The following is a 13620-nucleotide window of genomic DNA, read 5'->3' as shown; positions in this document are numbered from 1 at the left end:
GCCACCGAGCCCGGTGGTCTGATCGAGGTCAAGCTCGCCAATGGCGGCTCGGTCAAGGGCCGCACGGTGATCCTGTCCACCGGTGCACGCTGGCGCAATGTCAACGTGCCCGGTGAGCAGGAGTACAAGAACAAGGGCGTGGCCTATTGCCCGCACTGCGATGGCCCGCTGTTCAAGGGCAAGCGCGTGGCGGTGATTGGTGGCGGCAACTCCGGTATCGAGGCGGCGATCGACCTGGCCGGCGTGGTCGAACATGTGACCGTGATCGAATTCGCCGATCAGCTCAAGGCCGACGCAGTGCTGGTGAGCAAGCTCAAGAGCCTGCCCAATGTGGTGATCCACGTCAACGCGCAGACCACCGAGATCACCGGCGCCGACGGCAAGGTCAACGGCCTGAAGTTCAAGGACCGCGCCACGGGTGAAGAGCATGTCGTCCCGGTGGCCGGTGTGTTCGTGCAGATCGGCCTGGTGCCCAACACCGAATGGCTCAAGGGCACGGTGGAGCTGAGCAAGTTCGGCGAGATCGTGGTCGATGCCAAGGGGCAGACCAATGTGCCGGGCGTGTTTGCGGCCGGTGACTGCACCACGGTGCCCTACAAGCAGATCGTCATCGCGGCCGGTGACGGCGCCAAGGCCGCACTCAGCGCCTTCGACTACCTGATCCGCCAGTCGGCGCCAGCGCCTGCGGAGGCGGCCCTGGCAGGCTGAGCCAGCCGCGCCCCACGGCGCATCTAACCCACCCAGGGGCTTCGGAACACCGAAGCCCTTTTCTTTTGTGGCCTCATGGAAACAGGAGTGCCGGCCGCGTGCGACCGGCCGGCGCTGCCGCCCATTTTTTTGCTAGGTGCTTTCCCTAGGGTGGCCGGTGTGAGGGTCGCGGCGAAATTTTGCCGTAAGAAAGCCGCGACAAAGTGCACCGCGTAATGCCAGAAGCTGCGCGGATTTCCGGTCCGTCAAGACGGCAGGTGGCATGCAAAGCGCGGCGGTTCTCCGCTCCATCCGTCATTGAATGAGGAGATGTCAAACATGAAAGTAGATGGCAACGCGCGGGCCTATTGGTCCGCAACGCTGGGCCTGCTGACCAAGGTGCTGGTCATCTGGTTCGTCGTACCCTACCTGGGCGGCATTGTTTTTGCCGATGCCCTCAACGGGATCAAGCTCGGCGGTTATCCCCTCGGGTTCTGGATCGCCCACCAAGGATCGATCTATCTGTTCATTGTCCTGATCTTCTGGTACGCCAAAAAGATGAGTGCAATCGATCATAAGTTCGGTATGCAGGAAGACTGATCAAGAGGACACCCGAACCATGGAACTTCAAACCCTGACCTACCTGATCGTGGGCCTGTCCTTTGCGATCTACATCGGCATTGCCATCTGGTCGCGTGCAGGCAGCACCTCCGACTTCTATGTGGCTGGCGGCGGCGTGCACCCCATCACCAACGGCATGGCGACGGCGGCCGACTGGATGTCGGCCGCCTCGTTCATCTCGATGGCCGGCCTGATCTCCAACATGGGCTACGGCGGTGCCGTGTTCCTGATGGGCTGGACCGGTGGCTACGTGCTGCTGGCCTGCCTGCTGGCCCCGTACCTGCGCAAGTTCGGCAAGTTCACCGTGCCGCAGTTCATCGGTGACCGCTACTACTCGCAGACCGCCCGCACGACCGCCGTGGTGTGCCTGCTGGTGGCCTCGACGACCTACATCATCGGGCAGATGACCGGCGTGGGCGTGACCTTCTCGCGCTTCCTGGGCGTGTCCAGCGATACGGGCATTTATCTGGGCATGGCGATCGTGTTCGCCTACGCGGTGTTCGGCGGCATGAAGGGCATCACCTACACCCAGGTCGCGCAGTACATCGTGCTGATCCTGGCCTACCTGGTGCCGGCGTTCTTCATCTCGCTGAACCTGACGGGCAACTTCCTGCCGCAGTTGGGTCTGGGCTCCGACCTGGCGGGTACCGACGTGTCGCTGCTGGCCAAGCTGGACCAGGTGGTGACGGATCTGGGCTTTGCCGAATACACGACCTCTTCGGCCGGTTCCATGTTCAACATGTTCTGCTACACGATGTCGCTGATGATCGGTACCGCCGGTCTGCCGCACGTGATCGTCCGCTTCTTCACCGTGCCCAAGGTCTCTGACGCCCGCATGTCGGCTGGCTGGGCCCTGGTCTTCATCGCCCTGCTGTACACCACGGCCCCCGCCGTCGGTGCCATGGCGCGTCTGAACCTGTTCGGCACCACCAACACCACCGTCGGTATCGGCACCGGCCCGGATGGCCAGATGGTCGTCAAACCCGACGTGGTCAAGGCCAATGGCGACATGTTCGCACCGGACGCCAGCCTGAAGTACGACGAGCGTCCCGACTGGATGAAGCGCTGGGAGCAGACCGGCCTGCTGAAGTTCGAGGACAAGAACGGTGACGGCCGCATCCAGTACTACAACGACAAGACCGCCAATGCCGATGCCAAGGCCAAGGCCGAAGCCGCGGGCTGGAAGGGCAACGAGCTGACGGTGAACGCCGACATCATCGTGATGGCCAACCCGGAAATCGCGCAACTGCCCAACTGGGTGATCGCGCTGGTGGCTGCCGGTGGCCTGGCTGCCGCACTGTCCACTGCTGCCGGTCTGCTGCTGGCCATTTCCTCGGCCATCTCGCATGACCTCATCAAGGGGGCCATCAAGCCCGACATCAGCGAGAAGGGCGAACTCATGGCCGGCAAGATCGCCATGGCCGGTGCCATTGTCGTGGCCGGCTGGCTGGGTCTGAACCCGCCGGGCTTCGCGGCAGGCACCGTGGCGCTGGCCTTCGGTATCGCCGCCTCGACCATTTTCCCGGCCATCATGATGGGCATCTTCAGCAAGAGCATCAATGACAAGGGCGCTACCGCCGGCATGCTGGCGGGTCTGTTCGCGACCTTGTTCTACGTGTTTGCGCACAAGGGTCTGTTCTTCATCAAGGGCACGGAGTACACCGACCTGATTGGTGGTCCGAACAGCTTCCTGACTCTGACCCCCGAAGCCTTTGGCACCATTGGGGCTGTCGTGAACTTCGTGGTGGCCTACCTCGTGAGCAAGGCCTCCAAGCCGGTTCCGTCGCACATCCAGGATCTGGTGGAATCGGTGCGCGTGCCCAAGGGCGCAGGTGGCGCTGTCGCTCACTGATACTGATACGCCGAGCCACACCGGAGGCTGGATGGCCTCCGGTACCGAGCCCCGTTGACCGCAAGGCCGGCGGGGCTTTCTTTTCTCTATCCCTTTGTTCCCGGGGTCACTTCAGAGCAGAATCGACAACCGCATGAGCATCTTCATCTTGAACTGGATCTTTCTCCTGGCCCTGGTGCCGGTGGCCTTCTTCTGGTTGCGCCGGGCCTGGCGCATCCTGGTCAAACGTGACTTCTCGGAGGTGGCCCTGAAAAAGGGCATGCCACCGCCGGATGCGGAGAGATTCGCCCCCTACGAAATGGTCATCAACCTGATCGGTGGCGTGGTGCTGGTTGGCGTAATGGTGGCGGTGCTGGGATTCCAGGCGCTGGCGCATGAAGACTGGGTTGCCGTTGCCGGCTCGACCTTGTGGCTGAAGCTGTTCCTGTCCTATGCCCTGGCCCGCCATGCGCATGGCGGCGCCTCGGCACTGACCAAGTCCTCCCTTGGCCAACGCGTGGCCAAGGGGCGTGACAAGGCCGGCTGACGGCGGCGAACCGGCCGATCGTCCCGGCGTGGCTTTCAGTAGGCCAGCCGCCCGGGCTGCAACTCCTGCAGGATGGTGGTGGCGATCTCCTCGATCGACTTGGTGGTGGTCGAAAGCCACCGGATGCCCTCGCGGCGCATCATGGCCTCGGCCTCGTGCACCTCGCGTCGGCAGTTCTCCAGGCTGGCGTAGCGCGAGCCCGGCCGGCGCTCGTTGCGGATCTCCGACAGGCGCTCGGGTGCAATGGTCAGCCCGAAGATCTTCTTGCGGTGGGGCACCAGCGCCGGCGGCAATTTGCGGCGATCGAAGTCCTCGGGGATGAGCGGGTAGTTCGAGGCCTTGAGCCCGTGCTGCATGGCCAGGTACAGCGAGGTCGGCGTCTTGCCGCTGCGGCTGACGCCCACCAGGATCACGTCCGCGCTTTCCAGGTCCCGGTTGCTCTGGCCATCGTCGTGCGCGAGCGCGAAGTTGATGGCCTCGATGCGGTCGTTGTACTCCTTGCTCCTGGAGATGTCGGAAAAGCGCCCCACACGGTGGTTGGACTTGACGCCCAGCTCTTCCTCGATCGGCTGCACGAAGGTGTCGAACAGGTCGAACAGCTTGGCCTTGCACTGCGTCTTGAGGACGGTGAGGACTTCGGTGTTGACCACCGTGGTGAACACCAGCGGCCGCTTGCCGTCGACCTCGGCGGCGTGGTTGATCTGCCGCACTGCCTGGTGGGCCTTGTCCACGCTGTCCAGGAAGGGCAGGCGGACCCGCCGCAGCGGCGCCTCGAATTGAGCCAGGATGGCGTTGCCAAAGGCCTCGGCCGTGATGCCGGTGCCATCGGAGACATAGAAAACGGTGCGGTTGGACATGGGTTCGGTTACCTGTGCGGGCGTTGTGGCTCTACCGCTATTCTGCACAGGCTGCCGGGCCGTCGGCTGGGCGGTGTTGGCCGAGGGCCCCTACAATGTCGTCTGGGCGCCGGCTCGGGGAGTTTTCTGGCCGGCGTTTTGCCCAATCCGAATGCCGCTTTGTGCCCTGGCCCGACCCATAACAGAACGACAGGTCCCACCACCAGCGCATGGAGCCCCCGTTTTATCAACTTGAGCGGAGCAATCCATGTCCAACCTGTTCAGTCCGACCGATCTGGTCGTACCTTTCGAGAAACTGCGCATGACCGACGTTGAAACCGTCGGCGGCAAGAATGCAAGCCTGGGCGAGATGATCTCGCAACTGCCCGAGGGCGTGAAGGTGCCCACGGGCTTCGCGACCACGGCGCACGCCTTCCGCGAGTTCCTCAAGCACGACGGCCTGTCCGAGCGCATCAGCCAGCGCCTGGCCGCCCTTGATACCGAGGACGTGCGCGCACTGGCCGAGGCCGGTGCCGAGATTCGCGGCTGGGTCGAAGCACAGCCCTTCCCGGCCGACCTGGAGAAGGCCATCCGCGAGGAGTTCGCGCGCCTGAGTGCGGGCAACGAGCAGGCCTCGTTTGCCGTGCGCTCGTCGGCCACGGCCGAGGACCTGCCCGACGCCTCCTTCGCCGGCCAGCAGGAGACGTTCCTGAACGTGGTGGGCATCGAGGACGTCCTGCACAAGATGAAGGAGGTGTTTGCCTCCCTGTACAACGACCGCGCCATCTCCTATCGCGTGCACAAGGGCTTCGCGCACGATGTGGTGGCCCTGTCGGCGGGCGTGCAGCGCATGGTGCGCTCCGACCTGGGCGCTGCCGGCGTGATGTTCACCATCGACACCGAAAGCGGCTTCGAGGACGTGGTGTTCATCACCGCCAGCTACGGCCTGGGCGAGACGGTGGTGCAGGGCGCCGTGAACCCCGACGAGTACTACGTGCACAAGCCCATGCTGCAAGCCGGCAAGAAGGCCGTGATCCGCCGCAACCTGGGTTCCAAGCTGATCGAGATGGTGTTTTCCTCGCCCGAGGAAAAGGCCGCCACCGGCAAGCTGGTCAAGACCGTGGACGTGCCCGTCGAGCTGCGCAATCGCTACAGCCTGACCGAGGCCGAGGTCGAGCAACTGGCCCGGTATGCCCTGATCATCGAGAAGCACTACGGCCGCCCGATGGACATCGAGTGGGGCAAGGACGGCACCGACGGCCAGCTCTACATCCTCCAGGCCCGTCCCGAGACGGTCAAGAGCCAGTCGGCCGGCAAGGTCGAGACGCGCTACAAGCTCAAGGGCAAGGGCACGGTGCTGGCGTCCGGCCGCGCCATCGGCCAGAAGGTGGGTACGGGTCCGGTGCGCCTGGTGCACAACATCAGCGAGATGGACAAGGTGCAGCCCGGCGACGTGCTGGTCACCGACATGACCGACCCCAACTGGGAACCGGTGATGAAGCGTGCCAGCGCCATCGTGACCAACCGCGGTGGCCGCACCTGCCACGCGGCCATCATCGCGCGCGAACTCGGCATCCCGGCCGTGGTCGGCTGCGGCAACGCCACCGAGACGCTCAAGGACGGCACGCTGGTCACCGTGAGCTGCGCCGAGGGTGACACCGGCAACATCTATGACGGTCTGCTGGAGACCGAGATCACCGAGGTGCAGCGCGGCGAAATGCCCGCCATCGACGTGAAGATCATGATGAACGTGGGCAACCCCCAGCTGGCCTTCGATTTCGCGCAGATCCCCAATGGCGGGGTCGGTCTGGCACGTCTGGAGTTCATCATCAACAACAACATCGGTGTGCACCCGAAGGCGATCCTCGACTATCCCGCGGTCGATGCCGACCTGAAGAAGGCGGTCGAGTCCGTGGCCCGTGGCCATGCCTCGCCGCGTGCCTTCTACGTCGACAAGGTGGCCGAAGGCGTGGCGACCATCGCCGCCGCCTTCTGGCCCAAGCCGGTGATCGTGCGCCTGTCGGACTTCAAGTCGAACGAGTACCGCAAGCTGGTCGGCGGCAGCCGCTACGAGCCCGACGAGGAAAACCCGATGCTGGGCTTCCGCGGTGCGGCCCGCTACATCAGCCAGGACTTCGCCGAAGCCTTCGCCATGGAATGCGAGGCGCTCAAGCGCGTGCGCGAGGACATGGGCCTGACCAACGTGCAGGTGATGGTGCCCTTTGTCCGCACACTCGAGCAGGCGCGCAAGGTCACCGAACTGCTGGCTGCTCAGGGCCTCAAGCGCGGCGAGAACGATCTCAAGCTCATCATGATGTGCGAGATCCCGAGCAACGCCGTGCTGGCCCAGGACTTCCTGCAGTACTTCGACGGCTTCTCGATCGGCTCCAACGACCTGACCCAGCTCACCCTGGGTCTGGACCGCGACTCGGGCATGGAACTGCTGGCACACGACTTCGATGAGCGCGATCCGGCCGTGCAGGCGCTGCTCAAACTGGCCATCGGCGCCTGCAAGGCCCAGGGCAAGTACGTGGGCATCTGTGGCCAGGGCCCCAGCGACCACCCGGACTTTGCCCAGTGGCTGCGCAACGAGGGCATCAGCTCGATCTCGCTGAACCCCGACACGGTGGTGGACACCTGGCAGCTGCTGGCCAGCAGCTGAGGCGCCAGGGCGGCGCAGTCCATGACGTGGCGTCGCCAGCGCCACGTCGTCTTCTCTGCGGACCTGGCGTAAGCCGTCGGTCAGTGCCGGGCGCACAATAGGGGGGGCGCCCGCCACCCATGGCCGGTGCGCAGAGGAGACGAAGACATGTTCGATAGCCTGACGGCGCAGCGTCTGGCAGCCCTGTTCGTGGCCGCCCTCCTGCTGTTGAACTTTCCCTTGCTGGCCCTGTGGGACCACGATGTTCGCGTGGGGGGGCTGCCCCTGTTCCCGCTGGCGCTGTTCGGCATCTGGGCCATGATGATCGCCGCGGTGGCATGGATCGTTGAAAGCGACGCCGGCGACACGCGCGACGGCGCGGCTGCGGGGGCACACCGGCGGGAGCCCTGACGTGCTGGCCGCACCCGTTGTCCTGGCCGTCTCCCTGGCCTATCTGCTGCTGCTGTTCGCGGTGGCCTACTGGGCCGACGCGCGTGCCGCCCAGGGGCGGTCGGTGATCGGCAACGCCTGGGTGTACGCGCTGTCCATGGCCGTGTACTGTACGGCCTGGACCTATTTCGGCAGTGTCGGCCGCGCGGCCGATTCCGGTGTCTGGTTCCTGCCCATCTACCTGGGGCCCATGCTGGCCATGATCCTGGCCTGGCAGGTGGTGCGCAAGATGATCCGCATTTCGCGCGCCTGGCGCATCACCTCGATCGCCGACTTCATTGCCAGCCGCTATGGCAAGAGTCCGCTGCTGGCCGGGCTGGTCACGCTGATCACCGTGGTGGGCATCGTCCCGTACATCGCTCTGCAGCTCAAGGGGGTGGCCAGCGCCTTTGCCGTGCTCACGGCATCGCCGGACAATCCGGTGGCGGCTCCGGGCGGGCCGTGGTGGCAGGACTCGACGCTGTTCGTGGCCTTGCTGCTGGCCGGTTTCACCATCGTCTTCGGCACCCGCCACCTGGACAGCACCGAACGGCACGAAGGCATGGTGGCCGCGATTGCGTTCGAGTCCGTGGTGAAACTGCTGGCCTTCCTGGCCGTGGGCACGTTCGTCACCTGGGGCCTGTTCGACGGGCTGAGGGACGTATTCGGACGGGCCGATGCCATACCCGACATACGGCGCCTGCTGGTGTTCGGCCAGGGGCAGCCCTTTCCCTACGCCCAGTGGCTGGGGCTGACGCTGCTGGCCATGTTTTCGGTGGTGTTTCTGCCGCGCCAGTTCCAGGTGATGGTGGTTGAAAACGTGGATGAACGCCACCTGCGGCGGGCCGTGTGGGTGTTTCCGGCGTACCTGCTGCTGATCAACCTGCTGGTGCTGCCGATCGCGGTCGGTGGACTGCTGTACTTCGGCCAGCGTCCTGTGAACCCGGAAACCTTCGTGCTGTCGCTGCCCCTGGCCGAGGGCTGGCGCATGCTGGCGTTGCTGGGCTTCGTGGGGGGGCTGTCGGCGGCCACGGGCATGGTCATTGTCGAAGCCATCGCCGTCTCGACCATGGTGTGCAACGATCTGGTGATGCCGCTGCTGCTGCGCACGCGGCGTTTCGGCATCACGGCCAGGGGGGATGTGAGCCGGCTGTTGCTGCGGATCCGCCGCCTGGCCATCCTCGGCATTTTGCTTCTGGGCTACGTCTACTTCCGCCTGGCGGGCGAGGCCTATGCACTGGTGAGCATCGGCCTGATCAGTTTCGCGGCGGTGGCGCAGTTCGCGCCGGCCATGATCGGCGGCATGTACTGGCGCGGCGGCACGCGCGTCGGTGCGCTGGTCGGCTTGCTGGCCGGCTTCCTGCTCTGGATCTACACCCTGATGCTGCCTTCGCTGGCACGGTCGGGCTGGTTTCCGGACGCCTTTCTGGCCCACGGCCCCTGGGGGGTGGCGTGGCTCAGGCCCGAGTCACTGCTGGGGCTGGACGGTCTGGACAACCTGACCCATTCGCTGTTCTGGAGTCTGGTGGCCAACACCGGGGCCTATGTCGGCCTGTCGCTGTGGCGTCCGCCGTCGGCGCGCGAGACGAGTCAGGCGCTGCTGTTTGTCGACGTGTTTCAGCGGCAGGCCGAAGGCAGCCGGCCCGTGTTCTGGCGCGGCCGCGCGCGTCTGGCCGACCTGCGCGGCCTGATGGAACGTTTCCTGGGGGTGGAGCGCGCCTCGGCCCTGCTGCACGATTACGCACGCCGTGCCGGTGTGGCGGCGCCCGAGGAGGTTGCGCCGGATGCCAAGCTGGTGCAGTTTGTCGAAACCCAGCTGGCCGGTGCCATCGGCAGCGCATCGGCACGCATCGTGGTGGCCTCGGCGGTGGACGAGGACATGCTCGACATCAAGGGCGTGATGCGCATTCTCGACGAGGCGTCGCAGTTGCGGGCCTATTCCCATGCGCTGGAAGAAAAGTCCCGCTCGCTGGAGCGGGCAACGGCCGAGTTGCGGGCGGCGAATGAAAAGCTGCAGAGCCTGGACCGGCTCAAGGACGACTTCATGTCATCGGTCACGCACGAGTTGCGTACGCCCCTGACCTCGATCCGGGCGCTGGCCGAAATGCTGCACGACGATCCCGGCATGGAGGAGGCGCAACGGCAGCAGTTCCTGCGCATCATCGTGACCGAGACCGAGCGCCTGAGCCGGCTGGTCAACCAGGTTCTCGACATGGCCAAGATCGAGGCCGGCCAGGCCGACTGGCGCAGCGCCGACATCGATGTGCGGCAGGTGCTGGAGCTGGCGGCCGACAGCATGGCCGAGACATTCCGCGAGCAGGGCGTGCAATTGCGGCTGTCGCTGCCGGCGAGGGTGCCCCTGGTGCGCGCAGATGCGGACCGCCTGATGCAGGTCGTGCTCAACCTGCTGTCGAATGCGGTCAAGTATGCGCCGCGGGGCGATGGCTGGGTGGCACTGCGCCTGCGGTCCGACGATGCCTACGTGGTGATCGAGGTGGAGGACAACGGCCCGGGTATTCCGCTGGACCAGCAGGACATGGTGTTCGACCGGTTCCTGCAGGTGGCGGGCGACGACCACTACCGGCCCGGCGGCACCGGTCTGGGCCTGCCGATCAGCCGCCGGATCATCGAACATTTCGGTGGCCATCTGTGGTTCCGGTCGACGCCGGGTCAGGGAGCCTGCTTCGTCGCCGAATTGCCGGTCCACAGGGATGAGGCGACCACCGGCAGACCACTTCCAGGGAGAAACAACACATGAAAGCGAAGAAAATCCTGATCGTCGATGACGAACCCAACATCCTGATATCGCTGGAGTTCCTGATGAAGCGCGAGGGCTACGAGGTCGTTCTGGCGCGCGACGGGCAGGAAGCGATCGATGCCATCGCCCGTGAGCGACCGGACCTGGTCCTGCTGGACGTCATGATGCCGGTCAAGAGCGGCTTCGACGTCTGCCACGAGGTGCGATCGAGCGAGACAGCCCGTGACACCACCATCGTCATGCTGACGGCCAAGGGACGGGACACCGATATCGCCAAGGGGATGGCGCTGGGGGCCGATGCCTACATGACCAAACCGTTTTCGACCAGGGAGCTGGTCGAGAAGGTGAGCGATTTGCTGCGGGGCCGCGCATGAGCGGACACCGCCGGTTCGATCGGCGCCTGTGGATGCTGATGGCCGCCGTGGCGGCGGTATCGCTCGCCTGGCCGCTGCTGGCCGTCGTCATGGTGGGCTCGACCCTGGAGGCTGCGCAGCGCAGCCAGCTCTGGGCGTTGCTGGATGAGCGCCTGGCCCTGATCCCTCTGGCCTGGGGCATGGGCATGGTTGCCGTGGTGTGGTTGCTGCAACGCTGGTTCGAGCATTGGGTGACGCCCTCGGTGCAACTGGCGGAGGAGGCGCAGGTGCTGCTGAAAGCGGACGTCGTCCGTCCGCTGCAGCCCAGGGGCAGTGCCGAGACGCGAGAGATGGTGCGCCTGCTCAATGCCCTGGTCGAGCAGCGAGAAAGCCTGCGCCAGACCATGGACGAACGCGTGCGTGAAGCGGCGCGCGACATTGAGCAGGAGCGCCAGCGCCTGGCCGCCCTGATGTCGGAGCTCGCGCAGAGCGTGGTCGTGTGCAACCTTGATGGCCGCATCCTGCTCTACAACAACCGCGCCCGCCTGCAATTCAGGGCCATGTCGCAAGCGCCGGGCGTGGCCGGCGGCGCCGAACTGATCGGGCTGGGACGCTCGATCTATGCGGCCTTTGATCGCCGCTTGATCAGCCATGCCCTCGACCATATCCGCCGGCGCATGGACCGCGGTGCCAGTCAGCCGGCGGCCCAGTTCGTCACCAGCACCGCTGCCGGGCAACTGCTGCGGGTGCAGATGGCCCCGGTGCGAGCCGTGGACGACGATCAGACGCCGGCAGACGATCCGCTGGCGGGCTTTGTCCTGGTGCTGGACAACATCACGCGGGAGTTCGAGGCCGAAGCCATCAAGGACCGCTTGCTGCTGGGGCTGACCGAGCGCAGCCGGGCGTCGCTGGCCAGCCTGCAAGCGGCCCTGGACATGCTGGACTACCCGGATCTGGATGCGTCGATGCGCGAGCGCTTCCTCGGGGTGATCCGCGACGAGACGCGCGTGCTCAGCCAACGCGTCGGCCAGCTGACGTCCGAGTCCGCCGGGGCCCTGCTGACGCACTGGCCGCGCGAGGAAATGCTGGGCCAGGACTTCGTGTCCGTGGCCCTGCGCCAGATCGGCGACCTGGCAGGTGTGCCGGCGTCGGCCGATGCGGTCGACGACAGCCTGTGGCTGCATATCGAGAGCTTTTCCTTGCTGCAGGCTCTGTGCTACCTGGCGCACAGGCTGTCGGACGAGTTCGGCGTTCGCGTTGTCCAGCTTCGCCTGATGCGGGACCTGGCGGTGCATGACAAGGCGCATCTGGACTTGATGTGGTCGGGCCATGCGATGAGTACCGAGACCGTCATGAGCTGGGAGCTCGATCCGATGACGGTGGGCGGCGTACCCGCGGCCCTGACCGTGCGCGACGTGGTCGAGCGGCACGACGGGGCCTTCTGGTTTGAACGCGAACGCCAGCGCCACCGTGCATTCTTCCGTTTTCTGCTGCCCACCGTCACGCCGCCGCAGGAGCCAGGTGGCGACAGCGTCTTGCTGCCCGGCGATGGCCGTCCGGAATACTACGATTTCGATCTGTTCAAGACCACGGCGCAGACCTTGAACCTGGACGACAGGCCCCTGACCGGACTGACCTACACGGTGTTCGACACCGAAACCACCGGCCTCAATCCCTCACAGGGCGATCAGATCATCCAGATCGGTGCGGTGCGCATGGTGAACCAGAAGCTGCTGCGGCAGGAATGCTTTGAGCAACTGGTGGATCCACGGCGGCCGATCCCGGAGCAAGGCATGGCCATTCATGGCATACGGCCCGAGATGGTCAAGGGGCAGCCGACCATCGAGCAGGTGCTGCCCGCTTTCCATGCCTTTGCGCACGACACCGTGCTGGTGGCCCACAACGCGGCCTTCGACATGCGCTTTCTGCAACTGCAGGAAGGCAGTACCGGCCTGGTGTTTGATCACCCGGTTCTCGACACGCTGCTGCTGTCGGCGCTGGTGCATCCGAACCAGGACTCCCATCGACTGGAGGCCATCGCCGAACGCTTCGGCATTCCCGTCGTGGGCCGCCATACGGCGCTGGGTGACGCACTGGTGACGGCCGAGGTGATGCGGCGTCTGATCCCCCTGCTGGCCGAACGCGGTATCCGGACCTTGGGCCAGGCGCGCGAGGCAGCGCAGAAAACCATGTATGCGCGCCTGAAATACTGATCTGTCTCCGCTTAGAAGCGCCCCCCCTGGTAGCGCTGGCTCAGTACGTTCTGGAGCGACTGCACCACGGCGAAGGCGTCCTTGAGCTGGCTGCGCTCGAAGCTGGAAATGTCACGAGGATCGAGGAAGTTGTCGGGTGCGCTGCCGGCCGCGATCTGGCGCGCCTGATGCTGGATGCGGGTGGACGCCAGAAATTCCAGCGCATCGCGCAGATCCCGCGCGCTGTCTTCGCTGATGGCACCGCCGGCTGCGGCACCGAGCAGACGGTCGTGCGTGTTCACGGCCGCGTCCCCTCCGGCCAGCGCATAGATGCGCGCCAGGTCGACGATCGGGACGATGCCACTGTGCTTGAGGTCGATCTTGCCCTTGTGTTCCCCGGTGCGAATGGTGGACAGGCCCTTGAACACGCCCAGGGGAGGCTGGTGGTTCAGGGCATTGCCCACCATGTGCGCCAGGAAAATCGTGTTGCCCCGGGTCTGCTGCAGGACATCGCGCCGTAGTTCCTCGAGCAGGCTGGCCTGGCCGTGGATGGCCCTCAGGTCGAAGAACACGCAGGTCAGCATGAGCGATTTCGGCTCCGGCTCCCCGGTCCAGCGCGAGAAATACTCGGCCCATTTGCGCCGGGGCTGGCGCCACTGGTCGGTCATGGCCATCATCTCGCCGGGGCAGTGCACATAGCCACAGGCGTCGAGGCCATCGCAGAC

Annotated in this window: 11 protein-coding genes; 9 read left to right on the top strand and 2 right to left on the bottom strand. The window is 65.4% G+C overall.

Features of this window, described 5'->3' with window-relative positions; all coding sequences use genetic code 11:
- The 4 genes from PHQ87_RS09020 to PHQ87_RS09005 all read left to right on the top strand — a co-directional run.
- Positions 1 to 708: FAD-dependent oxidoreductase (locus PHQ87_RS09020; RefSeq protein ID WP_300233196.1), on the top strand; the 708-nt coding region annotated here is incomplete at its 5' end.
- A gap of 318 nt (positions 709 to 1026) precedes the next feature.
- Positions 1027 to 1287 carry a DUF4212 domain-containing protein gene (locus PHQ87_RS09015; protein ID WP_300233194.1) on the top strand — a complete coding sequence of 87 codons (261 nt, stop codon included), beginning with the start codon at positions 1027 to 1029 and terminating at the stop codon, positions 1285 to 1287.
- Between the two features lie 19 nt (positions 1288 to 1306).
- The gene (locus PHQ87_RS09010; protein WP_300233193.1) at positions 1307 to 3160 is read left to right on the top strand and encodes a sodium:solute symporter family protein; all 1854 of its coding nucleotides are present in this window, start codon (positions 1307 to 1309) and stop codon (positions 3158 to 3160) included.
- A 133-nt stretch (positions 3161 to 3293) separates the two neighbouring features.
- On the top strand, positions 3294 to 3686 hold the full coding sequence (locus PHQ87_RS09005) for a hypothetical protein (RefSeq protein WP_300233191.1): 393 nt from the start codon (positions 3294 to 3296) through the stop codon (positions 3684 to 3686).
- A 35-nt stretch (positions 3687 to 3721) separates the two neighbouring features.
- Here the strand turns inward: PHQ87_RS09005 and PHQ87_RS09000 are convergent, their stop codons facing one another.
- Positions 3722 to 4543, bottom strand: coding sequence for a pyruvate, water dikinase regulatory protein (locus PHQ87_RS09000; protein WP_300233188.1), 822 nt, complete (start codon positions 4541 to 4543; stop codon positions 3722 to 3724).
- A gap of 247 nt (positions 4544 to 4790) precedes the next feature.
- Between PHQ87_RS09000 and ppsA the strand changes: the two genes are divergently transcribed.
- The 5 genes from ppsA (at position 4791) to PHQ87_RS08975 (ending at position 12916) form a co-directional block, all read left to right on the top strand.
- Positions 4791 to 7184, top strand: coding sequence for a phosphoenolpyruvate synthase (ppsA, locus tag PHQ87_RS08995; RefSeq protein ID WP_300233186.1), 2394 nt, complete (start codon positions 4791 to 4793; stop codon positions 7182 to 7184).
- Between the two features lie 147 nt (positions 7185 to 7331).
- Positions 7332 to 7574 carry a hypothetical protein gene (locus PHQ87_RS08990; protein ID WP_300233184.1) on the top strand — a complete coding sequence of 81 codons (243 nt, stop codon included), beginning with the start codon at positions 7332 to 7334 and terminating at the stop codon, positions 7572 to 7574.
- Position 7575: 1 nt separating this feature from the next.
- Positions 7576 to 10350: a sensor histidine kinase gene (locus PHQ87_RS08985; RefSeq protein WP_300233182.1), complete on the top strand. Its 2775-nt coding sequence runs from the start codon at positions 7576 to 7578 to the stop codon at positions 10348 to 10350.
- Complete coding sequence (locus PHQ87_RS08980; RefSeq protein WP_300233180.1) at positions 10347 to 10724, top strand: response regulator; 378 nt, start codon at positions 10347 to 10349, stop codon at positions 10722 to 10724. The genes PHQ87_RS08985 and PHQ87_RS08980 overlap by 4 nt, the downstream gene beginning before the upstream one ends.
- Complete coding sequence (locus PHQ87_RS08975; RefSeq protein WP_300233178.1) at positions 10721 to 12916, top strand: exonuclease domain-containing protein; 2196 nt, start codon at positions 10721 to 10723, stop codon at positions 12914 to 12916. Before PHQ87_RS08980 ends, PHQ87_RS08975 begins: the two co-directional genes overlap by 4 nt.
- A gap of 11 nt (positions 12917 to 12927) precedes the next feature.
- Here PHQ87_RS08975 and PHQ87_RS08970 read toward each other — a convergent pair.
- The coding region (locus tag PHQ87_RS08970; protein ID WP_300233176.1) for a putative nucleotidyltransferase substrate binding domain-containing protein at positions 12928 to 13620 on the bottom strand (693 nt) is incomplete at its 5' end.

This window comes from Hydrogenophaga sp. (assembly GCF_028698005.1).
In the GTDB taxonomy this organism is placed as follows: Bacteria; Pseudomonadota; Gammaproteobacteria; order Burkholderiales; family Burkholderiaceae_C; genus Hydrogenophaga.
The sequence above is the reverse complement of the archived record's forward strand: the minus strand, read 5'-3'. Positions and strand labels throughout refer to the sequence as shown.